Genomic DNA, 24292 nt, shown 5'->3' on the forward strand with positions numbered 1-24292 from the left:
TATATTAACCATTAATAGTAAAAGAGAGTCTAACGAATGTTAAACCAGATTAAAGCAATGATTCAGTATCTTCTTCCTAAACAGCTATTAACAGTAATGTTTGGTTATTTGGCAAGTAAACAACTTGGCTTTCTAACTACCGCCATGATTAAAGGCTTTTGCAAGTTATATAAAATTGATCTGACTGAAGCTAAATATCAAAAAGCGGAAGAGTATAAAACATTTAATGATTTTTTCGCCCGAGAATTACAAGAAGATGCAAGACCTATTGATGAGTCAGATAATAGTATTGTTATGCCTGCCGATGGCGTAATTAGCCAATTTGGTACTATCAAAGACAATGTGTTATTACAAGCAAAAGGTCATATCTATAGTTTGGAATCACTGGTTGCTTGCCACCCAGAAATGATTCAATTTTTCAAAAATGGTTCTTACGTTACCACGTATTTAGCACCAAGTAATTATCATCGCTTTCATACACCGTTTAACGGAACCTTGAAAGAGATGATCTATGTGCCAGGTGCACTTTTTTCAGTTAATAAAGCGACAACCGAAAATATTCCTAATATTTTTGCCCGTAACGAACGTGTGATCTGCCTATTTGAAACTGATATTGGTCCAGTCGCACAAATTTTAGTTGGTGCGACCATTGTGGGTAGTATCGAAACTAAATGGGAAGGGGTTATTACTCCTCCTCGTGATGGTGTAATGAAACGTTGGACCTATCAAGGTGATGTGCAACTTGAAAAGGGCGAAGATATGGGATGTTTTAAACTTGGATCAACGGTTATCACTCTGTTTGGTGCTAATAGCATTGAATTTATTGATAGTTTAAAAGAAGGGCATGTTGCTCGCGTTGGACAAAAGATGGCTGAAAGGATTTAGAATTGATGTGTTGGCGTAAACAAATTCGTATAATTTTTTTAAGTTTTATCTGTTTTTTTTCAATATTTGCTTACGCTGAACAGTCCGCTATCACCATTGAAAATGACAATGATTTATCATTGATCGTTAATCAATTATCTTCGCAAAATAGTGAACTCAGAGATACCTTAGCAGGTCAAAAAGCGCAGATATCACTGATTAATGATGAACAAAATACGATCTCATCACAGATTTCTCATGTACAAAATACCTTAGCCACCCTCGATGAGCAGGGAGAGTGGTTAAGTTTTTCAACTGCCCTGGGTGAGACGCTACGCCAACAGTTATTACGTTTACCTGAAAAACCGAAGTCACAACCTTTAGATGCGAGTATTGCGGATACGAAAGTGTTACAGTTGGGCTATACCAATCAACTTAACAACCTTGATGACTATCCTGATTTAAATAATTCAGCATTAAGTAGTGCTGAAGTGATTAAATATAGACGTTTAATTCGGGAACAAGCTGAATTGCTTAAAACCTTAATCTCTGGTTGTGATTCCGTTATTTTAGAGCTAACTAAACTTAAAATTTCCAATAAACAGTTAATTACAGCTATTGATAATGTTAATGATGCGGCGCATCGCTATTTTTTCTGGGTTGCCGATGTTAACCCAATTAATACCTCGACACCGATGCAGCTAGTTAAAGATATTGGCTTATTTGTCTTTTCTATTGATACATTATCGCAGTTATATCATGCTGTGACTGAAATTATTCAAACGCCACAAACATTATTTTTATTTATTTTTGCTCTAGCCTTAGTGTTTGCCTACTACAAAGGTAAAAGTAAGTATAATCACTATTTAGAAAAAGCAGCCAATCGAGTTGGTAAGGTTAATCAAGATAGTTTTTCCATTACGCTCAGGGTGGTGGTTTACTCTTTATTGATGGCTTTACCGATCCCTATTTTATGGGGAATTATCGGTTACTCTTTACAGGCCGATTGGGATTACCCTGTTGCAGTTGCATTAGGTTATGGAATTAATGCTGCTGCACCTATCTTATGGGTCTTTATTATCAGTGCACAATTTGCCTCGTCGAATGGACTCTTTACTACTCATTTCGGTTGGCCTGAAAATCGTGTTCGTTCTGCAATGAAATATTATCAATTGTCGGTATGGGTTGTTATTCCACTTGTAACGATCGTAATGAGCTTTGATCAATATAATAATCGACAATTTGCTGCAACAATTGGTCGATTTGGCTTTATTCTGCTCTGTTTTGCATTGGTCTTTATGACTAACTCAATTCATCGAGCGGGTGTACCTCTGTATATTGATAAGAAAGGCTCAGGGGATAATCTATTTAGTCGTATCTTATGGATCATCTTACTTAGTGCTCCTTGGGTGGCTATTATGGCTGCCTGCCTTGGCTATTTATCAACAGCACAAGCATTACTTGGGCGGTTAGAAGCTTCGGTTATTATTTGGTTTTTACTCTTAGTCGTTTATTTTATGATTCGTCGCTGGATGTGGATCCAAAAGAGGCGTATTGAATTTGAACGGGCTAAACAGAAGCGGTTAGAACGACTCGCTCAACGTAAAACGGCTGAAGAGACAAACAACAGTTCACCCTCTTCGGTAAGTAATAATCCTACTGATAATATTGATGAGCCGGTCATTGATCTTGATACCATTAGTGCTCAATCATTGCATTTGGTTCGTTCGATTATTGTGATGGTTGCACTTATTAGTATGATTTTATTGTGGTCAGAGCTTCATTCAGCTTTTGCTTTTATGGAAAATATTAAATTGTGGGGCTCTAAATCAGTTATTAATGGTGTTGAAGTTGAACAATATATTACTCTAAGTTCTGTATTTATTGCTGTTCTGGTTATGATGATTACTGTACAACTGGTTAAAAATTTACCGGCTTTATTAGAACTGGGGATTTTACAGCATTTAGATCTCACGCCAGGAACGGGCTATGCTATATCAACAATTAGTAAATATCTAATATTGATGATTGGTTGTATAAGTGCCTTCTCATTTGTCGGGATTGATTGGAGTAAAATCCAATGGCTAATTGCTGCACTCGGTGTCGGGTTAGGTTTCGGTTTACAAGAGATTTTTGCCAATTTCATATCAGGTTTGATCATGCTATTTGAAAAACCAGTACGTATTGGTGATACAGTGACTATTCGTGATCTGACAGGAACAATTACGAAGATTAATACTCGGGCTACTACTATTGTAGATTGGGATCGCAAAGAGATTGTGATGCCAAATAAAGCATTTATTACTGAGCAGCTAGTTAACTGGTCTTTGTCTGATCCAATTACGCGAATTGTATTAACGGTACCTGCAACTATTGATGCAGACAGCACGTTGATTATTGATATACTAAAACGCGTAGCCCATCAATGTGAACATGTATTAGATGATCCTGAACCACAAGCATTTTTGGTCGATATTCAAGAAGGTATTCAATTATACGAACTGCGTGTCTTTGCTTCCGAAATGTCTTTCCGCATGCCGATTCGTAGCGATATTCAACAATTAATTATTGCTGAATATCGTAAACATAATCTTAAATTACCATTCCCACCGCTACAAACTAATCTTGAAGCTTTAGGCCGTAAAAGTAGTCGACGAACCTATACAGTAGGTGCGATTTAGATCAATATAGATAAAACCATACTGATTAGAAAGTATGGTTTTTTCACTAAAATGATAGTCTACAGCAATATTTTAACGAAACTTGTTACTGCGCTGAGTAATAGGTTTTTAAGACAAGTTTTAGTATACTAGGCTGCATGTCATTTTAGTGAGTTTGCGTTGTGCGTTTAAATCAAAGTCAACAACAAGCAGTTGAGTATGTATCTGGCCCTTGTCTCGTGTTAGCAGGAGCGGGTTCAGGCAAAACTCGCGTTATTATTAATAAAATTGCTTATTTGATTCAGGTCAAAGAGTACCAGCCAAGACATATTGTTGCCGTTACTTTTACTAATAAAGCGGCTCGCGAGATGAAAGAGCGTATCGCTCATAGTCTAGGTAAAAAAGAGACTCGTGGTCTAAAAATATCGACCTTTCATACTTTAGGGCTCGATATTATCCGTAAAGAGTATAAACATATTGGTATCAAGAGTAATTTCTCGTTGTTTGATGACCAAGATCAGTTTGCTTTACTTAAAGAGCTCACCGAACAGTGGTTTGATGGTGATAAAGATTTAATTAACCAGTTACGTAGTATGATTTCTAACTGGAAAAATGATTTAATTGATGCAACTATTGCGATGGCTAGAGCTCAAGGTAAAAAAGAGCAGCTATTTGCTCATTGTTATCAGCTCTATGAACAGCAGCAAAAAGCATGTGGTATTTTAGATTTTGATGATTTGATTCTTCTACCAACGCTATTATTAAAAAGTAATGAAGAGGTTCGCGAAAAGTGGCAAAATCGCGTGCGTTACTTATTGGTCGATGAATATCAAGATACCAACACCAGTCAGTATGAGTTAATAAAACTCCTTGTTGGGCAAAGAGCTAAATTTACGGTAGTAGGGGATGATGATCAGTCGATCTATTCATGGCGAGGAGCCAGACCACAAAATTTAATCTTACTAAGCCAAGATTATCCTAGCTTGAATGTTATTAAACTTGAGCAAAATTACCGCTCTTCTGGTCGTATTTTAAAAGCGGCTAATATTTTAATTGAAAATAACCCACATATTTTTAGTAAAACACTTCATTCAGAATTGGGTTATGGTGAACCACTCAATGTTATTTCTGCAAATAATGAAGAAGATGAAGCCGAAAAGGTCGTCAATGACTTAATTGGTCACCGCTTTACTAACGGGAGTCGATATGGTGATTATGCTATTTTATATCGGGGAAATCACCAATCACGACTATTAGAAAAAGTATTAATGCAAAATCGAGTTCCTTATAAAATTTCTGGTGGAACATCATTTTTTTCGCGTATTGAAATTAAAGATATCATGGCCTATTTGCGATTATTAATTAACTTAGATGATGATAATGCATTTATTCGGGTGATTAATACGCCTAAACGGGAAATTGGCCCCGTCACATTACAGAAGTTAGGACAGTTAGCGGAGCAAAAATCGTTGAGTTTATTTAAGGCGGCATTTGATCCTGATATTACCGAAATATTACCACCTAAAAGACTTGAAGCGTTACAGAGCTTTGTGCATTGGTTTAGTCCTCTATCGGAAAGCATTGAACAAGATCCGATGTCAGCTGTACATGAGTTACTGCATGGTATTGATTATGAGAGTTGGTTATATGAAACCTCGCCATCACCAGTTGCTGCGCAGATGAGAATGAAGAATGTTGAACAACTTATAGGCTGGCTTGATGTGATGCTCAAAGGGGATGATATTGATGAATCAACGACTCTTGAGCAAGCCGTTATGCGTTTTACATTACGAGATATGTTAGAGCGTAATGAAAGTGAAGAAGAGCAAGATGAAGTTCAGTTAATGACATTGCATGCATCGAAAGGCCTTGAGTTCCCTCATGTTTATTTAGTTGGAATGGCGGAAGGATTATTACCACACCAAGTGAGTATTGATGAGGATAATATTGAAGAGGAGCGCCGACTTGCTTATGTGGGAATTACACGAGCTCAGCAAACTTTAACTTTTTCATATAGCACTGAGCGTAAACAGTATGGTGATGTCAGTTACTTGGAACCAAGCCGCTTTTTATTAGAATTACCTCAAGATGATCTTAACTGGAGTAGCCAAAAACAGCAAACTTCAGAGCAACGTTTGGAACAGGGAAAAAGCCGATTAGCAATGATTAAAGCACAATTAGCGAGAGCGAAATCTGAATCATAATGAGACACACCCACTTACTGTATTTAGCAATAAGTGGGGGAATTTTTATTGTTCTAGTGAGGTTTGCCACCCTGGTAAGTTAAGTCCACCATCTTGAATATGGCTATCAATATAGTTTAACTCTTCTTGAGTAAATGTTGTGTTATTAACGGCTTGGCAGTTTTCCTCAAGTTGCTCTGGTCGACTTGCACCAATAAGTACACTCGTAACACGAGTATCTTTTAATAACCAGCTTAGTGCCATTTGAGCTAAGGTCTGTCCACGTTTTTGCGCTAAATCATTGAGCAAATTAATACTTGCAAGATTTTTCTCACTCAACATTTCGGCTTTAAATGAGCCACCTTGTTCTTTCGCTAATCGAGAATCAGTCGGTACACCTTTAAGGTATTTGTTCGTTAATAGTCCTTGGGCGAGCGGAGTAAAAGCAATACAGCCCGTTCCTTGCTCTTGTAAGGTATTTAATAATTCAGGTTCAACCCAACGATTTAGCATGTTATAAGAGGGCTGATGAATTAATAAAGGTACTTTTAATGATTTTAATAACTCGGCCATTTGTTGTGTTCGTTTGGCTGAATAAGATGAGATACCAGCATATAGTGCCTTACCGCTATTTACTGCGGTGGCTAAGGCGATTGCGGTCTCTTCTAAAGGCGTATTTGGATCAAAGCGGTGTGAGTAAAAAATATCAACATAATCAAGTTTCATCCGCTTTAGGCTTTGATCTAAACTCGATAATAAATATTTTTTAGAGCTTCCTTTGCCATAAGGCCCTGGCCACATATCATAACCAGCTTTAGTTGAAATAATCAGCTCATCTCGATAGGGTTTAAAATCTTTTTGTAGTAACATGCCAAAGTTCTCTTCAGCAGCTCCCGGTGGTGGACCATAATTATTAGCAAGATCAAAATGAGTAATACCTAAATCAAAGGCTTTACGTAAAATAGCTTGTTGGTTATTTAATGTACTATATGAGTGACCAAAGTTATGCCAAAGGCCTAAAGATAACATTGGTAGTTGCAATCCACTATATCCACAATATCGATATTTCATTAGATTATAGCGATCAGAATTAGCTAGATAAGGCATCGTTCACTTCTCCTTTATGATCAAAATAAAGTTATAAAAGTCGTGATTATTTTATTGGAACATAGATAACATAACATAAAAAAAGCGCTAATTAGCGCTTTTTTATTATTTTACCTATTTTATGCATTTTTAGGTTTTGTATGTGTAACGGCTTTATTTTTATGTTTGGTAAATAATTTAGTTACAAACACAAAGAATAGTGGCACATAGAATATTGCTAAGAACGTTGCAGTTAACATCCCACCAATAACACCTGTACCTACCGCATTCTGGCTAGCAGAGCCTGCACCGGAACTAATCGCAAGAGGTAGTACCCCAAGGATAAAGGCAAAAGAGGTCATTAAAATCGGACGTAAACGTAAACGACAAGCTTCTAATGTTGCATCGACTAACGATTTACCTTCTCTTTCTAGTGCTTCTTTAGCAAATTCAACAATCAATATCGCATTTTTTGCTGCCAGCCCCATGGTTGTCAATAAGGCCACAATGAAGTAGATATCATTATCAAGCCCCCTAAACATTGTTGCATAGACTGTACCTACAATACCTACTGGAATGATAAAGATGATTGAAATTGGTACTGTCCAGCTTTCATATAACGCAGCTAACACAAGGAATACTACGATAAGTGAAATAATATAAAGTGTAGTGGTTTGAGAACCAGTCTGTCTTTCTTGGTATGAAATACCCGTCCAGTCATAAGTGAACCCTTTTGGTAAACTTTTTGACAATTGCTCCATAACTAGCATTGCTTGACCAGAACTTTGTCCCGCAATAGCTGAACCACTAATACCCATTGCCGCAACTCCATCATAACGCATTAGTGATGGTGATCCATAGGTTTTAGTTGTATTAGCAAATGAGTCATAAGGTACCATTTCCCCATTGCTATTTTTGACATGCCAGAAGCTAAAGTCACCAGGTAACATACGGTAAGGCGCAGCCCCTTGAACATAGACTTTTTTAACTCGGTTGTTATAGACAAAGTCATCAATATATGACGAACCAAGGCTTGTTGACAATACAGTATTAATCGAGCTAATTGATGTACCTAATGCCTGAGCAGTCTCAAAATCTACATTAATTTTATATTGTGGAACATCTAACATACCCGATGGTCTTACTTGGGTTAGCTCAGGATTTTGCATTGCTGCGCCTAAGATTTGGTAGAATGCTGCCATGAGTTGATCATGACCTAATGAACCACTATCTTTTAAAATGTATGAGAAACCATTTGCCATACCTAATGCAGGAACCGCAGGAATATTTACCGCAAAGCTACGAGCTTCAGTAATTGTTGAAAGATAACGGTTAGCACTGTTTACAATCGCTTCTACAGATTGATCTTTATTAGTTCGAATCGACCAGTCTTTTAACTTAACAAAACCAAGACCCATATTTTGTCCACGACCTGCAATACTAAATCCTGCAACGGTAAATACCTCATCAACAGAATCTTTTTGCTGAGTAGTAAAATAGTTTCTTGCTTTATCTAATACCGCTTGTGTTTCACTTAATGTTGAAGCTGGTGGTAATTCAGTCATAATGATGATTACCCCTTGGTCTTCACTAGGTAAAAACGCGGTAGGGAGTTTATTAAAGCCAAAGCACATCACGATAATCATTAAAACGTAGCTCATAAAACTGATTAAAGGATATTTAATAACTTTAATTACGCCTCTTTCATATAAATGGAGACTTTTACTAAAAACGAAGTTAAAGCCAATAAAGAATTTCTCTAACAACCAACTAATCCATGAAAACGGCGGGATTTTAGCAAGACGGTCTGCGATAGATGCTTTTTGGGTTTTAAATTTTGATGGTGATTTCAATATTTGTACACATAGTGCAGGCGTTAATACAATCGCCATGATTACTGAAAGTACCATTGAGGTTACAATTGTGATAGAGAACTGTTTATAAATTCCCCCCGCAGCACCACCATAGAATGCCATTGGTACGAATACCGCTGATAGTACCGCAGCAATACCTACTAATGCAGGTGTAATCTCTTGCATCGATTTAACGGTTGCATCATAAGGCGATAATCCCTCATCATGCATAATACGCTCAACGTTTTCAATAACAACAATCGCATCATCAACCAATAGACCGATTGCGAGAACTAAGGCGAACATTGATAATGTATTGATTGTAAAACCTAAAATATATAAAACCGCGAATGTACCGAGTAACACAACTGGCACTGTAATAGTTGGAATTAATGTTGATCTTAAATTTTGTAAGAAAACAAACATTACGATAACAACCAATACAATCGCTTCAATTAGCGTATCAACAACGTTTTCAATTGATAATTTTACGAATGGTGTTGTATCGTAAGGGAATTTGTATTGAATATCATCTGGGAAGATAGCTGATAGTTCAACTAATTTTTCATCGATAGATGTAGATGTATCTAATTGGTTAGCTCCTGTCGCTAAGTATACCGCTAAACCAGCAGAAGGTTGACCATTAAAGCGAGATAAGAAGTTGTAATCGGCTGAACCTAATTCAACATCTGCAATGTCACTTAATAGGACTTTTGAACCATCCGTATTCACACGAACTAAAATATTTTTAAATTGTTCAACTGTTTTTAAACGAGATTGCGCAGTGATCGTTGCGTTAAGCTCTTGACCTTTTGTTACAGGTAAAGATCCTAATTGACCAGCCGTTACCTGAGCATTTTGTGCTTGGATTGCTGCTGTAACATCTTCCGTTGCAAGTTTAAAATAAGTCATTTTATTTGGATCAAGCCAAATACGCATCGCATATTCAGAACCAAATAGCGTGGTATCACCAACACCTTGTACACGACGGATTGGATCTTGTACTGTCGAATAGATAAAGTCAGCAATATCGGTCTGAGTTCTTTCTGGGTTTGTTGAATAAAACGCAACAACTTTTAAAAAGTTAGTATTATTTTTGGCTACCGAAACACCATTTTTTTGAACACTTTCAGGTAAACGAGCTTTAACACTTTCCACCTTATTTAATACTTGAACCTGAGCAAAGTCAGGGTCTGTACCCGGCGAAAATGTTAATGTTGTTTGTACAATACCTTGAGAACTACTGGTTGATGTCATATAAATTAAGTTATCGATACCAGTTAGGTTCTGTTCTATTAATTGTGTAACAGTATTATTAATTGTTTCAGCATCGGCACCAGGGTAAGATGCGGTTACTGTCACTGATGGTGGAGCAATATCTGGATACTGTTCAACTGCAAGTAACTTGATACCAAGCAGCCCTCCTAGCATCATAAGTATTGCAATTACCCAAGCGAAGACAGGGCGATCTATAAAAAACTTAGCCATTATTTAAGAACTCCAATTCTTACTTAACATTATTTTCAATCATTTGATCAAGTTGTTGCTGAGATAACAACTGAGGTGCTGCAACAATATTTGCAAATGTTCTTCCTTCTGGAGAATTTAAGTTCTGTTTACCTGACAAATTAAGTAGACCAGTAACAACGACTTTTTCACCTGCATTAATGCCGCCAGTCACGATCCAATATCCAGAAATACCTGAATACACTTTTACGTTATTACGTTTTTCAAAGTAATAAAATGATTTATCTGCGTTATCACTTGCTTTACGTTCTTTGATGATGGCAAGTGCATCTTGTTCCGCTTTTTCATTAGCTGCTTTAACTTCAGATTCAGTTTGATTTGGGGTACGAACAATTAATGCTGATTTTATGTATTCAAGTTCTTTGTCTTCTGGAACTGGAATAGCAACGATTGCTGTATAGTTACCTGCTGCATCACTGGTAATTCCTTTTTGTGGCACTAAAATGGCATTTTTAATGTTACCTAATGTCAGTAGTGGTTTAAGGAACATTCCTGGTAAAATTTGTGAAGTTGGATTTGAGAATTGCGCACGTAGTGTGACAGTACCTGTTGTTTCATTAACATTTTTATCAGAGAAAATGATACGTCCAAGACTTGGGTATTTACTGCCATCATTAAAAAAGATTTCTACTTTTTCATCTGGTGTATAAATCACATTACGCTCTTTTTCATTTTTCTCAAATATAGACGCAGCTTGAGTCATATCGACATAAATTGGATCAATTTTTTGTACAATAGCCATTGCTGTTGATTGGCCAGCAGCAACAAGTGCACCTTCAGTCACATTTGATTTACCAATATAGCCATCAATAGGTGAGTATACTTTAGTATAATCTAGATTAACTTTAGCTGTATTTAAATTAGCTTTAGCAACTAATACTGCCGCGTCAGCTTGTTGCCCATCCGCTACTGCTTTATCATAGTCTTGTTGGCTAATTGACTTAGTTTTTAATAAATCTTTATAACGGTTTACTGTTAGTTGTGCTATTTTTGCACTAGCTTCTGCACTCGCTACACTTGCTAAAGCACTATCATAATTTGCTTGATAGATTGCTGGATCGATTTGATAAAGTGATTGACCTTCAGTAACATTACTGCTTTCTTCAAACTCTCTTTTCAGGATAATACCGCCAACTTGAGGTCTGATCTCTGCAATTTGTGACGCGATCACTCGACCAGGTAATGAAACCTTAATTGTATAATCTAATGGTTGGGTTTCAAAAACGGTAACACTGGTAGTCGGTAATTTGGTTAATACATCTGCTGATTTATTATTATCACAACCTGTTAAAATTAAGCTGCTTCCTAATGCTAATGCCAAAGTAAAGGGAAATAGTTTTTGTTTCAATTTCATATAAAGATAGCCTCGGTAAAATCAATAACGCTCATGAATACTTATATATCATTAAAATATAATAAATATTATTATTAGATTTTTGGGATTTTACAGAAATTTAGCATGAAATGTAAGTGACAATTATAACGATAGCACAGAGTACTAAAAATAAATCATTCTATAGTAATGTGTTTTTATGATATGTTAGATCAAAGTCGTGTTTTGTGTTTATTTTATTGTGTTGTATTGGTTTTAAGTAAGTTTATTCTATTTATAAAATAGAAAATACGGTTTTAAGTTACTTGAGTATTGATATTTAAATACAGTAATATAGTCAAATAAAATTAATACAGAGATAAGTTTTATGGATAATTTACGTATTGTGTTGATTATTATTGCTTCTTTAGTGATCATCGCATTGTTGATTCACGGATTTTGGATCAATAAAAAAGAACGATCAACTATTTTTGAACCGGCTAATCGTAACAAAGTGAAAACTTCTGTAAGCCGAGATACACAAGATGATGGTTTTTTAGATGGTGTTGGTGAAGTTAGAGTTGTTAGCGTCAAAAATGATAGCGATGAAATTGAACCTAAAATAAGTAATGAACCATTAGAAGTGGAATCATCAACGGCTAAAATCAGCAAACCCGTTCAACAAGATCTATTTGTTGACGATGAGCCGACTATTCAGCCTCAGGTTACCAACTTAACTCAGGATAAAGTAGATTTCGAGCAGTCAATTAAAATTGATGAACATTCTTCTGTTATTAAACAAACCGAACCGGCTCCTCAAGAACGTACTCAATCAGCTAAAACAGATGTATTGGTTTTACATGTTGTTGGTTTGAATGATGAAAAGATTCGTGGTGATTTACTACTAAGTAGTATCATTCAGTCTGGTTTTCAATTTGGTGAAATGCAAATTTTTCATCGGCACCTTGATCCTGCTGGTAATGGCCCAGTATTGTTTAGTTTAGCGAATATGGTTAAACCAGGTACATTAGATCCTGAAACAATGCATGAATTTATGACACAAGGTATTTCTATATTTATGATGGTTCCTTCATATGGCAATACTACGCAAAATTTCAAATTGATGTTACAGTCAGCTCAGCGAATAGCTGATGATGTTAATGGCGTTGTGCTAGATGACGAACATCATATGCTTACCCCGCAAAAAATTGATAGTTATAAAACTCGCATCAAGAATATTACGCAATAATAAGGCTATTTTCGATGTGTAAACCATAAGTAATGAGTGTTAAATGAATACAAAACAAGATTCGATGAGTATCAATGATCAAATAGAACATCTACGACAAATTATTAGACAATATGAATATCAGTACTATGTCATGGATGATCCGACAGTTCCTGATGCTGAATATGATCGATTGATGGCACAACTTCGAGTTCTAGAGCAGCAAAATCCTTCGCTAATTACTGCTGAATCACCCACCCAACGTGTGGGTGGCGTGGCATTAAGTCAATTTAAAACCATCAAACATGAAATGCCGATGTTATCATTAGATAATGTTTTTGATGAAGAGAGCTTTGTGGCGTTTGATAAACGTATTCGTGAACGAAGTAATGTATCGACTCAGGATATTGAGTATTGTTGCGAATTAAAACTTGATGGTTTAGCAGTGAGTCTGTTATATCAAAACGGTAATTTTATACAAGCAGCAACACGTGGTGATGGTAATGTTGGTGAGGATATTACCGAAAATGTTAAAACCATTCGAGCGATACCGCTCAAGCTTACTGGGGATAATATTCCGGCTCGTTTAGAAGTTCGAGGTGAGGTTTTTATGACTCATCAGGGCTTTGAAAAATTAAACAGAGATGCTGAAAAACGCAATGAAAAACCGTTTGCAAATCCACGTAATGCAGCTGCTGGTTCATTAAGGCAATTAGATCCTAAAGTTACCGCGAAAAGACCACTGGCCTTTTACTGTTATGGATTAGGTATATTTGAAGGTGAATCCTTACCCGATACCCATTATGAACGTTTAATGCAGTTTAAAAAATGGGGGCTTCCTGTTAGTGATAAAGTAAAACTTAATCGTGGCTGTAGTGCGGTTATGGAATATTTTAATAATATTGAGCAACTCAGAATGTCATTAGGCTTTGATATTGATGGGGTAGTAATTAAAGTCAATTCTATTGAGTTGCAGCAGCAATTAGGTTTTGTCGCTAGAGCGCCTCGCTGGGCAACGGCTTTTAAATTTCCCGCACAAGAACAAATTACCCAACTTAAAAAAGTTGATTTTCAAGTCGGTAGAACAGGTGCGATAACCCCAGTGGCAAGACTCGAGCCTGTACAAGTAGCGGGGGTGATTGTCAGTAATGCAACGCTGCATAATAGTGATGAAATTGAACGCTTAGGTATTCGTGAAGGTGATTTTGTATCAATACGTAGAGCAGGGGATGTTATCCCTAAAGTAGTGTCTGTGATATTAGAACAACGGCCCGCTGATACTAAAGAGATTTGTTTTCCAACACATTGTCCAGTTTGTGGTTCTATTATTGTTCGTGATGAAGGTGAGGCTATTTCACGATGTTCTGGTGGATTAGTGTGTGCCGCTCAGCGTAAAGAAGCGTTAAAGCATTTTGTGTCCCGTCGTGCTTTTGATATTAATGGTCTTGGTGATCGTATTATTGAACAGCTTGTTGACCGAGATTATATAAAAAATCCTGTTGATCTATATTCTTTAAGCTTGCCTAAATTATGTTCATTGGATAAAGTGGGTGAAAAATTAGCGACTAATTTACTTAATGCTCTGCAAGCAAGCAAAGAGACAACATTAGGACGATTTATTTATGCGTTAGGTATTCCTCACGTTGGGGAGGTCACCGCAGAAAATTTAGCTAATGAATTAGGATCGTTAGAGGCTATTCGGGCAAGTTCAGTAGAACAGTTACAAAATGTCACCGAAATTGGTGAAGTGATTGCGCTAAGCATCTTTAACTTTTTTAAAGAAGAGCATAACAATTATGTTATTGATGAACTAATTAGCGAAAAAATTGGTATTCACTGGCAAGAAAATCAAAAACCAGCTGTTGTTAACGATAGTTTCTTTAAAGACAAGACGATTGTTTTAACCGGGTCATTATCAACAATGAGCCGAGATGAAGCTAAAGATAAACTTAAACAACTGGGTGCTAAAATTACGGGTAGTGTATCAAAAAATACTGATCTTGTTATTGCTGGGGAAGCTGCTGGTTCAAAGTTAACTAAAGCACAAGAACTGAATATAGAAATCATTGATGAACAAACCATGCAAAGCTATTTTGCTCAAGCTGGTATTAGTTAAGGGAGCCTATTTATGCCGCTATTAGATAGTTTTAAAGTTGATCATACTAAAATGAAGGCACCATTTGTACGTGTAGCTAAAATTATGCAGACGCCAAAGGGTGATACGATTACTGTTTTTGATTTACGTTTTACTGTACCAAATCAAAGTAAATTACCTGAAAAAGGTATTCATACTTTAGAACATCTATTTGCTGGCTTTATGCGTGATCATTTAAATGCAGCAGATGTAGAAATTATTGATATTTCGCCTATGGGCTGTCGTACTGGTTTTTATATGAGTTTAATTGGGCAGCCCACTGAACAGCGAGTAGCTGAAAGTTGGCTTGCTTCGATGAATGATATCTTGGCAGTAAAATCGCAAAATGAGATCCCTGAACTAAATGAGTATCAATGTGGTTCATATCAAATGCATTCGCTTGATGAGGCGAAAATGATTGCTCATGATATTATCAAATCTAGTATTAATGTTTGTCATAATAGTGATATTGCATTAACAGATGAGCAAATCACTAAAATCAATAATCAGAAGTGAGGAGAATATTATGCCTAATGTTGTGATTGATTTTTTAGAAGGCAGAACGGTTGAACAGAAACGTGAAATGGCTAAACGAGTAACTCAGGCTATTGTCGAAACACTTAACTGTAAACCAGAAGCGGTACAAATTATTATGCATGAAATATCGACTGAACAAATTGCTAACGGCGGTGTATTACGTTGTGATAAAAATTAATTTTATTGTGCAAGGCGATTAATCATGATTTTTGTATTCATGGTTAATCTTACAGCTTAATAAATTAGTCGATTGAGTTCTCTATTCTTGTAAATTACTTGATGAATAAATACGATTGCATGATTTTATAGTATGGTGATACCTGTTTTATTATCATGATTTAATGAGTCATAATTTGTGTTTAGTGATATCTTAGTGGATAAAATCATGTCAAAAATAAGAGTAATTTTTCTTACTTTCATCTCATTACTTATCTCAGCCTGTCAAATAAAAGTGCCTGATGATATTACTCCCGTTAATCATTTTGATGCCGCTAGGTATCTTGGTAAGTGGTATGAAATAGCACGGTTAGATAATAAGTTTGAGAAAAATATGGTCAATGTTAGTGCCAATTACTCTCTACGTGATGATAACGGTATTAAAGTTGTGAATCGTGGCTTTGATAATGAAAAACAAGTGTGGCAAGAGAGTATCGGTAGAGCCTATTTTCTTGGAGTAACGGACGTTGCTGCATTGAAAGTCTCTTTTTTCGGTCCATTTTATGGTGGTTATAATGTCGTAAAGCTTGATAAAGATTATCAAGTTGCACTGATAGCCGGATCTAACAAAGAGTATCTTTGGATTTTAGCAAGAACACCTTGTATTAGTGATGAATTAAAGACAGCTTATGTTGAGAAAGCAAAAGAGATAGGATTCGATATTAACAAACTTAATTTTAACATTCAGACATCATGTACAGTTCAATAAAGATTAAACACTTATTTAATCAGATTAGTGAAACAAGGTAATTTTATTATTATCTTGCTTCACTATTGTCAGTATGACTTAATGATTAAAATACTAAATCATCCCACCAAATATCAATAAGTGGACCAGTTTTAACATCTTTTAAGCCATGAGCATTTAACCAATCAGCAACAATTTTACGGTGTTCTTCAGTACAGTTACCTAATTTTTGAGTACAAACTAGACCCTGCCAGTTTAAGTAACCACTACCTTCATAAGCTAAGCCATTTGGCACAATCACTTCACGAATAAATTGATCAACAGTGGTATCGAGAACTTTCTCGTCACTTCCTTCATTGAATGACCAACTAACAGTGAATCCTAACTCTTTAAATTCTTCAATATGTAATTTCTTTTTCAAACGTCGACTACGATTAGTCATAGTTATATCCTTTTTCAAAATGGGTTGTAATATTTAGTTATTTTACCACTTTTTTACCCGATCGTTGGGATATTTTTTTAGCTGGAGGTGGTGATGCTTTAATATTCGGATTAACGGCAAATCCATCTGTTTTTATTTCAGGAATACTCATTCCTAATAGTTTTTCAATTGCCTTCAGTTGTGGCAAATCATCGATACATACTAATGAAACGGCTTGTCCCTTATTTTGAGCTCGCCCAGTTCGGCCAATTCGATGAACATAGTCTTCTGCTACATGAGGTAAGTCGTAATTAACGACATAAGGTAACAACTCAATATCTAACCCTCTGGCGGCAATATCGGTTGCAACTAGTACTCGAATTTGACCATTTTTAAAGTCAGCGAGCGCTTTTGTTCTGGCTCCTTGACTTTTATTACCATGAATAGCTGAGGCTTTAATACCATCTTTAGTTAGCTGTTCAGCGAGATGATTAGCACCATATTTAGTTCTCGTAAAAATTAATACCTGTTGCCATTGATTTTTACCAATTAAATAAGAAATGAGTTCACGTTTACGACTTTTATCAACACGATGAATATATTGAGTGATTTGTTCCGACGAACTATTTTCTTTTGCTACTGAAACAGATTCTGGTGATTGTAAAATCGACTGTGATAGTTGTTTTATTTCATCAGAAAACGTTGCTGAGAATAGTAAATTTTGGCGTTTTTTGGGTAATTTATTAATAACTCGTTTTATATCATGAATAAATCCCATATCTAACATACGATCAGCTTCATCAAGTACCAATACTTTGACGGTAGATAACTCTACGGTATTTTTTTGTAATAAATCTAATAATCGTCCAGGCGTTGCGACTAAAATGTCGACACCGCCTCTTAATTTCATCATTTGTGGATTAATACTTACACCACCAAAGACCACTAATGAGCGAATAGCTAGATAACGGCTATAATCACGAATATTATCACCAATTTGTGCTGCTAACTCGCGTGTCGGTGCTAAAATTAATGCATAAATTGGTCTTTTCCCTTTAGCGGTAGGGTTGGTCACTTTACTTTGTGATTCCGCCAGTTTTTGTAAAATAGGGAGTACAAATCCGGCTGTTTTTCCAGTACCTGTTTGGGCGCTAGCAATTAGATCTTTTCCAGATAAAATAATCGGAATGGCTTGCTGTTGAATGGGTGTCGGTGTGGTGTAGTTTTGTTCTTGAACTGCGCGTAATATCTCGGTGTTGAGGCCAAGAGAATCAAATGACATGAAATTAATCCCTGATGAATCTATAAAATAAATATGCTGATTTTCATTATAGAACAATTTGACACTAATTACTTGAATATTTGAATTTTTCGGTAGTTTATTCACTATAACAGTTGTTATTATACTCGTAAAAAAATACGCTTGTAATATTAACAAGCGTATTTAGAGTAAACTAGTTTATGGTAGCTCCTTGATATATCCTTTAACAATATTGATACTATTATCAAATAACTGTTTTTCTTTATCATCAAAATCTAATTGAATTACTTTTTTGATACCATGCTGATCTAAAATTGCTGGTACACCAATCGCAACATCTTTATAACCGTATTCACCATCTAAAATACAGGATAGAGCGAGTGCTCGATGGCTATTGGTCAAAATATGCTGACAAATTTCGGCGATAGTGCTACTAATACCATATTCAGTACAACCTTTACGGGTCGCTATTTCAAACCCCATTTTACGTGCTTTATCGCCTAGCGCATTGAAATCAATTCTCTTTTTTTCTAGTTGATTCAAATTGATTCCATAAACTGAAGAGTGTGACCAAACAGGAAATTGTGAGTCACCATGTTCACCAACAATAAAGGCATCAATACTTTGTGGGCCAATATCCATCTCTTCACCTAGTATTCGACGTAGTCTGACGGTATCAAGCCAAACACCGGTACCAATTACTCGATTACGAGGCAGCCCAGATAGTTTCCATACTTGATACGTGATTGCATCACAAGGATTGGTCGCGATCAAAAAAATACCTTTAAAACCGTTTTTCATCATTCCCGGAATGATTGTTGAAACAATTTTAGATGTTCCAGCTAGCTCTTCAGCACGACTTTTTTGTGCAATTCCGGCTGTAACTGTAATAATCGCAATATCAATATCTGCACAATCTGTGGCTTCTCGAACATTTATTTTGATCATGTTTTGTCGATAGGCCGCCGCATCAAGTAGATCTTGTTGATGACCATATACTAGCTCTTTATTGAGATCAACTAACGCAATCTCTTCACAAAAACCACGGTTAACTAAGGTATAAGCCGTCGTTGAGCCTACATTACCTACACCAATGATCATAATTTTACGTAGTTTCATCATCGCTCCTTTATGCAAGTGATATCTAACAAATATATCGCTCTATCATAATCCCAATAATATTTGATTGATATTTAATTTGTGCTGATTTTAAATTAGTTTTCGGACAATATATTCAGTGATATATACTCTAGCAATTGATCGCTTTCGCTTTAATAATTGGTTATGATAGTGTCAATATAATTATTAATTGCTAATTAGGTTATGAGTTTAACTTTTAAAAATGGTGTCATTGATTGTATTCCAACTTTATTAGGATATATCGGCATAGGAATTGCGGCAGGTGTTATTGCTAAAGCAGCTAATTTAAGTGTTTTAGAGGTGACGTTACTGGCTTTGATTGTGTATGCTGGAGCCGCACAATTTATTATTGCGGGTTTGATGTTGATTAGTGCACCTGTCTCGGCGATTATATTTACTGTCTTTTTAGTGAATTCTCGTCATTTCTTAATGAGTATGGCAACCGCCCCTTATTTTAAAAAATTTTCATTATTAAATAACATTGGTATTGGTAGTTTATTAACCGATGAAACTTTTGCTGTAGTGATGACATCTATCAGTAAAAAAGTGCCAGTTAATTCACAGTGGATGCATGGGCTTAATTTAACTGCTTATTTAGTGTGGATTTTATCCTGTTTTATTGGTGCCGTTATTGGTAATTGGTTGCCAGATCCAAGGCAATTTGGTTTAGATTATGCGCTTGTCGCCATGTTTATTGGTTTACTTTATTTACAACTGATTAGCGATAGTCATAAAACGAAAAAGAATATGATTTTGGTTATGCTGACGGTTGCTGTTTTATTAATCTTTCTAATGAAATTTATTTCAGCAGAATTGGCACTATTAATTGCGACACTATTCGGTTGTTTATTCGGAGTTTTGATAGAAAAATGGGTATAACACAATATAGTTTATTGGTTATTTTGGGATGCGGTATTGTTACTTGGTTACCAAGGGTGATTCCTTTTATCTTAGTTCGTAAAATACATATACCTGATGTTGTTTTACGCTTTTTATCTTATGTACCATTATGTATTTTAACCGCTTTGTTTGTTCAAAATTTATTAATTGCTCGAGAAGGGCAGTTACCAGCGATAAATTATGAGTATTTTTTTGCATCCATACCAACAATATTAGCCGCAATTATAACTAAAAATTTAATGTGGATTGTTGTTATCGGTATTATTGCAATGGCTTTGACGCGCTATTTTTTTATTTAAACGGTATTTTGTTGCATTGCACAATGATTGGGCAAGTGATTGCTCAGTAAAAACGAATAATTAAGAAATAATAGGCAAAGAAACACTTATGACAATAATCTTGTAATTATTTTTACTAATGATGACGTTATTATTAAAATTTCTGATATTGTGTGACTCATTTTAGTGCTATATTTTGCACAAATTCAGTTCAAATAAATCAAAATAGTAAGGATAAATTATGAGTCACTATTCATCTGTAGATCAGTTTATTAGTACTTTGCAAAAACGCGATCCAAATCAACCCGAATTTTTGCAAGCTGTTCGTGAAGTATTAACTTCTTTATGGCCATTTTTAGAAAAAAATCCACAGTATACGCAGCAAGGCTTATTAGAAAGAATTACGGAGCCTGAACGTGTTATTCAATTCCGTGTCACTTGGGTTGATGATAAAGGACAAGTTCAAGTGAATAGAGCTTGGCGTGTACAATTTAATTCAGCAATCGGTCCTTTTAAAGGTGGAATGCGTTTTCATCCGTCAGTAAATCTTTCTATTCTTAAATTCCTTGGTTTTGAACAAACTTTTAAAAACTCCTTAACAACATTACCGATGGGTGGTGGTAAAGGTGGTAGTGATTTTGATCCTAAAGGTAAAAGTCATGGTGAAGTGATGCGTTTTTGTCAGGCGCTTGTAACTGAATTATATCGTCATATCGGTCCCGATACTGATGTGCCAGCGGGTGATATTGGTGTTGGTGGCCGAGAAGTTGGTTTTATGGCAGGTATGATGAAAAAACTGACTAATAATGCTTCTTGTGTCTTTACTGGTAAAGGGCTATCGTTTGGTGGTAGTCTTATCAGACCTGAAGCAACTGGATATGGATTAGTCTATTTTGTTGCAGCGATGTTAGAAAAACAGGGTAAAAGCTTTGACGGTTTAAGAGTCGCTGTTTCTGGATCGGGAAATGTTGCGCAATACGCGATTGAAAAATGTATGCAACTTGGTGCCAAAGTGATTACTGTTTCTGATTCAGCAGGTACAGTTGTTGATGATGCTGGCTTTACTCCTGAAAAATTAGCTCGTTTAATGGCTATTAAAAATGTTGAGTATGGTCGAGTTGAACAATATGCTAAAGAGTTTAATCTTGCTTTTCATAAAGGACAAAAACCATGGGGTATTAAAGTTGATGTAGCTTTACCATGTGCGACTCAAAATGAATTAGCAATTGAAGATGCAAAAACATTAATTAAAAATGGCGTTATTGCTATTGGTGAAGGAGCTAATATGCCAACAACGATTGAAGCAACGGAAGCATTTATTAATGCAAATGTACTTTTTGCTCCTGGTAAAGCCGCTAATGCTGGTGGTGTTGCAACTTCAGGTCTTGAAATGGCACAAAATTCAGCAAGAATGTCATGGACTGCCGAGGAAGTCGATCGTGAATTGCATCATATTATGCTTGCTATCCACTCATCTTGTGTGAAGTATGGTGATCATGGTGGTAAGGTTGTCAATTATGTTGATGGTGCTAATATTGCTGGGTTTGTAAAAGTTGCTGATGCGATGCTAGGGCAAGGGATATTGTAATAATCTACTCATAAAAGTGAAAAACCACCTAATAAGGTGGTTTTTTTATCATATCAAATACCGTTAGGTTAGTTATCTTTTCAATAAATTATCACGATAAACTGCAACTGTATCTTGATAAATAGGTGTATTGCGGATAACTTTAGGTTGCTCTTTCCACCAATTTAGCATCTGTTCAATACCTTTAGTGTCTGCCAACTGTTTAATTCGTCCAATGTATGCAACATTTTTAAACTGATCCAATTGCATCTCATTAAAAGCCTCGGATTTATACATGGCGGGTAAGATTTCAATAATAGATTGATAATCTTTTATCTCATAGTATAGTTCATCAGCTAAACGTAAAACTTCTGGATTGCGAGGCTTTTCTTCTAGTAAGTCTTCGACAGCTTGTTTAGCAAGTTCATACTGTTTACTTTTTATATGTAAACGTAACTGGACTAGTTTAAATGCAAATTTCTCGTTTTCCTGACAGAGCGTTGCTGCTTTATCAAGATGTTCTCGTGCTTTATCAAATTGATTCGCATTAACTTCTGCTTGTGCCGCTTGTAAATAAGTCAGAGTACTATTTGATGCAATTTTTGCACTTTTAGAGAGTAGCTTAGATGCCTTGTTATAATCGCCTTCAAGCATTAATAGTTGTGCTTGCTCTATACGTTTTAGTGCTTTTTTTGGCGATTTTGCACGTAACCAACTACCAAATGCAGTTTTTGAATAGAATATTTTTTTCAATAGCCAATAAATAATGAAAAGTAATAATAGTAAACAAGCTTCAGCTAGTATAAAGGTGGTCAAACTCATTGTGATGCGATAGCCGGAAGTTTGAAACATGACAATGCCTTGATGGTTAGCGAGGATTGGCCCAACAACCATACCAGCAACGAGAACTAAGAAAATAATTAATATTCGTAACATTATTGGCTCCTACTCCGTTAGCATGGCTCGAACACGAGTTTGCATCAGCTTACTCAGTTCATCTAAGCTTTTTAACTGTTCAGGAACATTTTGATTACTGATCGACTGTTTCTGTAACTCTTCTAATTGGTTTAAAAAGACTTTCACGCTTGCTGAATTACCATCAAAATAAGCATTAACCCAAACAGAGACATCATCTAATGCTCGTTGGTAGATGAACTCTTGATGTCTCGGTACTGCTTGTGCAGCGATAAGCAATCTTAGTTTAATATTCTCACGTAAATAGAGTGATTGTTCTGGCATAATAACTGCTGTATAAGTTTGGCATTTTTTTAATAAATCTGGATTATTATCTGCACTTGCAATACATTCACCAAAGGTGTCATATTTTTCGACTTGGATAAATTTAGCAAAGAAAGAAGTCACTCCCTTTGTCAGGTTCTCATGCCAGTCTGATATCGAAGTTGATATTTCAGTTGATGGTGTTGCCTGCTCACTAACATTATCATTAAATGAGGTAATATTTGTATTTGTTGACTCAGCAATCGAGTCATCGTGATTCATCATAGCTAAATCAATATCTTGATAATGGTCAACAAGCGGTAATTCTGTCACCGAGTCGACGAGTTCCAGCAGTGTCATTACAATACCATCAAAATCAGTAAAACTAATTGCAGCTAATGAAGACATATCTTTGTTTATTGCTTGTCTTGCTGGTAATAAGCTTGGATCGTTTGCTTGAGCAAGACTAGTATCCGCCATTTTTAGTAGTAATCTCGCTGTTGTATAATCTTGGTCGTTCCATATTTTTCGAGCCGCGAGATTAACTAAGTAGTTTGCTTGAGATATTAGCCATACTTTATTATCAGTAGTCGACATAGCGGATAGACGTTCACTAAAATTAGCTAAATTTTGTTCTGAAACTTTAATAGAATCATCAATTTTATTGATAAATTGTTGCTGTGCCTGTGATTGCGTGTTGAGTTGTTTTTTTACTTGTTGTTCTAAAGCGTTTAATTGGGCATTTTGTGTATTTACCGTTTCTTGTACATTGGCTTTGATTTCGTCGGTAATTGATTGTTGTAATGTCCCTTTTAACGAACTAATTTCAGTCTGTAACTGTGTTATTGTTGCTTGTTGTCGCTCAGCTTGTTGATGACTATGAAAATATAAAAAACCACCTAAACAAATCGTTAAGCCAATAGCGATGATCGATAATTTTGATATTGGTACCTTATTTTGTTGTAGCTTAGGTTCCTTTACTTTATCTTTTTTAGGTTCTTCGACTCGTGTAGTAGATTCGTTATTTTTTTTCATATCTTGTTTCACTTGTTGAGGTTGTCCAATATTACCATTAGCATTGGTATTCGGTAAAACAGGTTGTTGCTCAGTCAATAAGTTACTATTGACCATCGGCTCTGTGACACTAATATTTGATGAGGTGGCATTCGCACCAAAGTATCGTGTACTTGCTGGAATTATATTTTTATGCAACATGATG

19 protein-coding genes are annotated in these 24292 nt (G+C 35.8%); 11 read left to right on the top strand and 8 right to left on the bottom strand.

All coding sequences use genetic code 11. From position 1 onward, the window contains the following. Positions 1 to 36 precede the first annotated feature (36 nt). The 3 genes from asd to rep all read left to right on the top strand — a co-directional run bounded on the left by asd (position 37) and on the right by rep (position 5728). On the top strand, positions 37 to 885 hold the full coding sequence (gene asd, locus RHO11_00355; protein WVD61614.1) for an archaetidylserine decarboxylase: 849 nt from the start codon (positions 37 to 39) through the stop codon (positions 883 to 885). A 5-nt stretch (positions 886 to 890) separates the two neighbouring features. Then, complete coding sequence (mscM, locus tag RHO11_00360; protein ID WVD62912.1) at positions 891 to 3545, top strand: miniconductance mechanosensitive channel MscM; 2655 nt, start codon at positions 891 to 893, stop codon at positions 3543 to 3545. A gap of 161 nt (positions 3546 to 3706) precedes the next feature. Continuing rightward, on the top strand, positions 3707 to 5728 hold the full coding sequence (rep, locus tag RHO11_00365) for a DNA helicase Rep (GenBank protein ID WVD61615.1): 2022 nt from the start codon (positions 3707 to 3709) through the stop codon (positions 5726 to 5728). A 45-nt stretch (positions 5729 to 5773) separates the two neighbouring features. Here the strand turns inward: rep and mgrA are convergent, their stop codons facing one another. The 3 genes from mgrA to RHO11_00380 form a co-directional block, all read right to left on the bottom strand. After that, the gene (mgrA, locus tag RHO11_00370; protein ID WVD61616.1) at positions 5774 to 6814 is read right to left on the bottom strand and encodes an L-glyceraldehyde 3-phosphate reductase; all 1041 of its coding nucleotides are present in this window, start codon (positions 6812 to 6814) and stop codon (positions 5774 to 5776) included. A 119-nt stretch (positions 6815 to 6933) separates the two neighbouring features. Next, entirely contained in the window at positions 6934 to 10134 is a 3201-nt protein-coding gene (locus RHO11_00375; GenBank protein WVD61617.1) for an efflux RND transporter permease subunit, read from the bottom strand. Positions 10135 to 10153: 19 nt separating this feature from the next. After that, positions 10154 to 11527, bottom strand: a complete 1374-nt coding sequence (locus tag RHO11_00380) for an efflux RND transporter periplasmic adaptor subunit (protein WVD61618.1) — start codon at positions 11525 to 11527, stop codon at positions 10154 to 10156. A gap of 346 nt (positions 11528 to 11873) precedes the next feature. Here RHO11_00380 and zipA point away from each other — a divergent pair, with 346 nt between their 5' ends. The 5 genes from zipA to RHO11_00405 all read left to right on the top strand — a co-directional run bounded on the left by zipA (position 11874) and on the right by RHO11_00405 (position 16309). After that, the gene (gene zipA / locus RHO11_00385) at positions 11874 to 12734 is read left to right on the top strand and encodes a cell division protein ZipA (GenBank protein ID WVD61619.1); all 861 of its coding nucleotides are present in this window, start codon (positions 11874 to 11876) and stop codon (positions 12732 to 12734) included. Positions 12735 to 12777: 43 nt separating this feature from the next. Further along, positions 12778 to 14829 (top strand): NAD-dependent DNA ligase LigA, encoded by a 2052-nt coding sequence (gene ligA / locus RHO11_00390; GenBank protein ID WVD61620.1) that lies wholly within the window; start codon positions 12778 to 12780, stop codon positions 14827 to 14829. 12 nt (positions 14830 to 14841) lie between these two features. Next, positions 14842 to 15363 (top strand): S-ribosylhomocysteine lyase, encoded by a 522-nt coding sequence (gene luxS / locus RHO11_00395; GenBank protein WVD61621.1) that lies wholly within the window; start codon positions 14842 to 14844, stop codon positions 15361 to 15363. A 10-nt stretch (positions 15364 to 15373) separates the two neighbouring features. Further along, positions 15374 to 15562 (top strand): 2-hydroxymuconate tautomerase, encoded by a 189-nt coding sequence (locus RHO11_00400; GenBank protein ID WVD61622.1) that lies wholly within the window; start codon positions 15374 to 15376, stop codon positions 15560 to 15562. A 207-nt stretch (positions 15563 to 15769) separates the two neighbouring features. After that, complete coding sequence (locus RHO11_00405) at positions 15770 to 16309, top strand: lipocalin family protein (GenBank protein WVD61623.1); 540 nt, start codon at positions 15770 to 15772, stop codon at positions 16307 to 16309. 85 nt (positions 16310 to 16394) lie between these two features. Here RHO11_00405 and RHO11_00410 read toward each other — a convergent pair whose 3' ends face one another. The 3 genes from RHO11_00410 to RHO11_00420 form a co-directional block, all read right to left on the bottom strand. Then, positions 16395 to 16730, bottom strand: a complete 336-nt coding sequence (locus RHO11_00410; protein ID WVD61624.1) for a YggL family protein — start codon at positions 16728 to 16730, stop codon at positions 16395 to 16397. A gap of 37 nt (positions 16731 to 16767) precedes the next feature. After that, the gene (locus RHO11_00415; GenBank protein ID WVD61625.1) at positions 16768 to 17991 is read right to left on the bottom strand and encodes a DEAD/DEAH box helicase; all 1224 of its coding nucleotides are present in this window, start codon (positions 17989 to 17991) and stop codon (positions 16768 to 16770) included. Positions 17992 to 18168: 177 nt separating this feature from the next. Next, entirely contained in the window at positions 18169 to 19092 is a 924-nt protein-coding gene (locus RHO11_00420) for an L-lactate dehydrogenase (protein WVD61626.1), read from the bottom strand. A 201-nt stretch (positions 19093 to 19293) separates the two neighbouring features. Between RHO11_00420 and RHO11_00425 the strand changes: the two genes are divergently transcribed. The 3 genes from RHO11_00425 to gdhA all read left to right on the top strand — a co-directional run bounded on the left by RHO11_00425 (position 19294) and on the right by gdhA (position 21876). After that, positions 19294 to 19989: an AzlC family ABC transporter permease gene (locus RHO11_00425; protein ID WVD61627.1), complete on the top strand. Its 696-nt coding sequence runs from the start codon at positions 19294 to 19296 to the stop codon at positions 19987 to 19989. Beyond that, a complete protein-coding gene (locus RHO11_00430; GenBank protein WVD61628.1) occupies positions 19980 to 20309 on the top strand; it encodes an AzlD domain-containing protein in 330 nt (109 codons plus the stop codon). Before RHO11_00425 ends, RHO11_00430 begins: the two co-directional genes overlap by 10 nt. A gap of 220 nt (positions 20310 to 20529) precedes the next feature. Next, positions 20530 to 21876: an NADP-specific glutamate dehydrogenase gene (gene gdhA / locus RHO11_00435; GenBank protein WVD61629.1), complete on the top strand. Its 1347-nt coding sequence runs from the start codon at positions 20530 to 20532 to the stop codon at positions 21874 to 21876. Between the two features lie 72 nt (positions 21877 to 21948). Here the strand turns inward: gdhA and RHO11_00440 are convergent, their stop codons facing one another. Together RHO11_00440 and RHO11_00445 are read right to left on the bottom strand one after the other, a co-directional pair. Then, positions 21949 to 22791, bottom strand: coding sequence for a heme biosynthesis HemY N-terminal domain-containing protein (locus RHO11_00440; protein WVD61630.1), 843 nt, complete (start codon positions 22789 to 22791; stop codon positions 21949 to 21951). Positions 22792 to 22800: 9 nt separating this feature from the next. Beyond that, positions 22801 to 24288 (bottom strand): uroporphyrinogen-III C-methyltransferase, encoded by a 1488-nt coding sequence (locus RHO11_00445; protein ID WVD61631.1) that lies wholly within the window; start codon positions 24286 to 24288, stop codon positions 22801 to 22803. Between the last annotated feature and the right edge of the window lie 4 nt (positions 24289 to 24292).

The sequence above is a fragment of the Orbaceae bacterium BiB genome (assembly GCA_036251205.1).
Classification (GTDB): Bacteria; Pseudomonadota; Gammaproteobacteria; order Enterobacterales; family Orbaceae; genus Orbus; species Orbus mooreae.

Coding starts and splice junctions, on each gene's coding strand:
- asd (WVD61614.1), top strand. CDS start 37: ATGTTAAACCAGATTAAAGCAATGATTCAGTATCTTCTTCCTAAACAG.
- mscM (WVD62912.1), top strand. CDS start 891: ATGTGTTGGCGTAAACAAATTCGTATAATTTTTTTAAGTTTTATCTGT.
- mgrA (WVD61616.1), bottom strand. CDS start 6,814: ATGCCTTATCTAGCTAATTCTGATCGCTATAATCTAATGAAATATCGA.
- RHO11_00375 (WVD61617.1), bottom strand. CDS start 10,134: ATGGCTAAGTTTTTTATAGATCGCCCTGTCTTCGCTTGGGTAATTGCA.
- RHO11_00380 (WVD61618.1), bottom strand. CDS start 11,527: ATGAAATTGAAACAAAAACTATTTCCCTTTACTTTGGCATTAGCATTA.
- zipA (WVD61619.1), top strand. CDS start 11,874: ATGGATAATTTACGTATTGTGTTGATTATTATTGCTTCTTTAGTGATC.
- ligA (WVD61620.1), top strand. CDS start 12,778: ATGAATACAAAACAAGATTCGATGAGTATCAATGATCAAATAGAACAT.
- luxS (WVD61621.1), top strand. CDS start 14,842: ATGCCGCTATTAGATAGTTTTAAAGTTGATCATACTAAAATGAAGGCA.
- RHO11_00400 (WVD61622.1), top strand. CDS start 15,374: ATGCCTAATGTTGTGATTGATTTTTTAGAAGGCAGAACGGTTGAACAG.
- RHO11_00405 (WVD61623.1), top strand. CDS start 15,770: ATGTCAAAAATAAGAGTAATTTTTCTTACTTTCATCTCATTACTTATC.
- RHO11_00410 (WVD61624.1), bottom strand. CDS start 16,730: ATGACTAATCGTAGTCGACGTTTGAAAAAGAAATTACATATTGAAGAA.
- RHO11_00415 (WVD61625.1), bottom strand. CDS start 17,991: ATGTCATTTGATTCTCTTGGCCTCAACACCGAGATATTACGCGCAGTT.
- RHO11_00420 (WVD61626.1), bottom strand. CDS start 19,092: ATGATGAAACTACGTAAAATTATGATCATTGGTGTAGGTAATGTAGGC.
- RHO11_00425 (WVD61627.1), top strand. CDS start 19,294: ATGAGTTTAACTTTTAAAAATGGTGTCATTGATTGTATTCCAACTTTA.
- RHO11_00430 (WVD61628.1), top strand. CDS start 19,980: ATGGGTATAACACAATATAGTTTATTGGTTATTTTGGGATGCGGTATT.
- gdhA (WVD61629.1), top strand. CDS start 20,530: ATGAGTCACTATTCATCTGTAGATCAGTTTATTAGTACTTTGCAAAAA.
- RHO11_00440 (WVD61630.1), bottom strand. CDS start 22,791: ATGTTACGAATATTAATTATTTTCTTAGTTCTCGTTGCTGGTATGGTT.
- RHO11_00445 (WVD61631.1), bottom strand. CDS start 24,288: ATGTTGCATAAAAATATAATTCCAGCAAGTACACGATACTTTGGTGCG.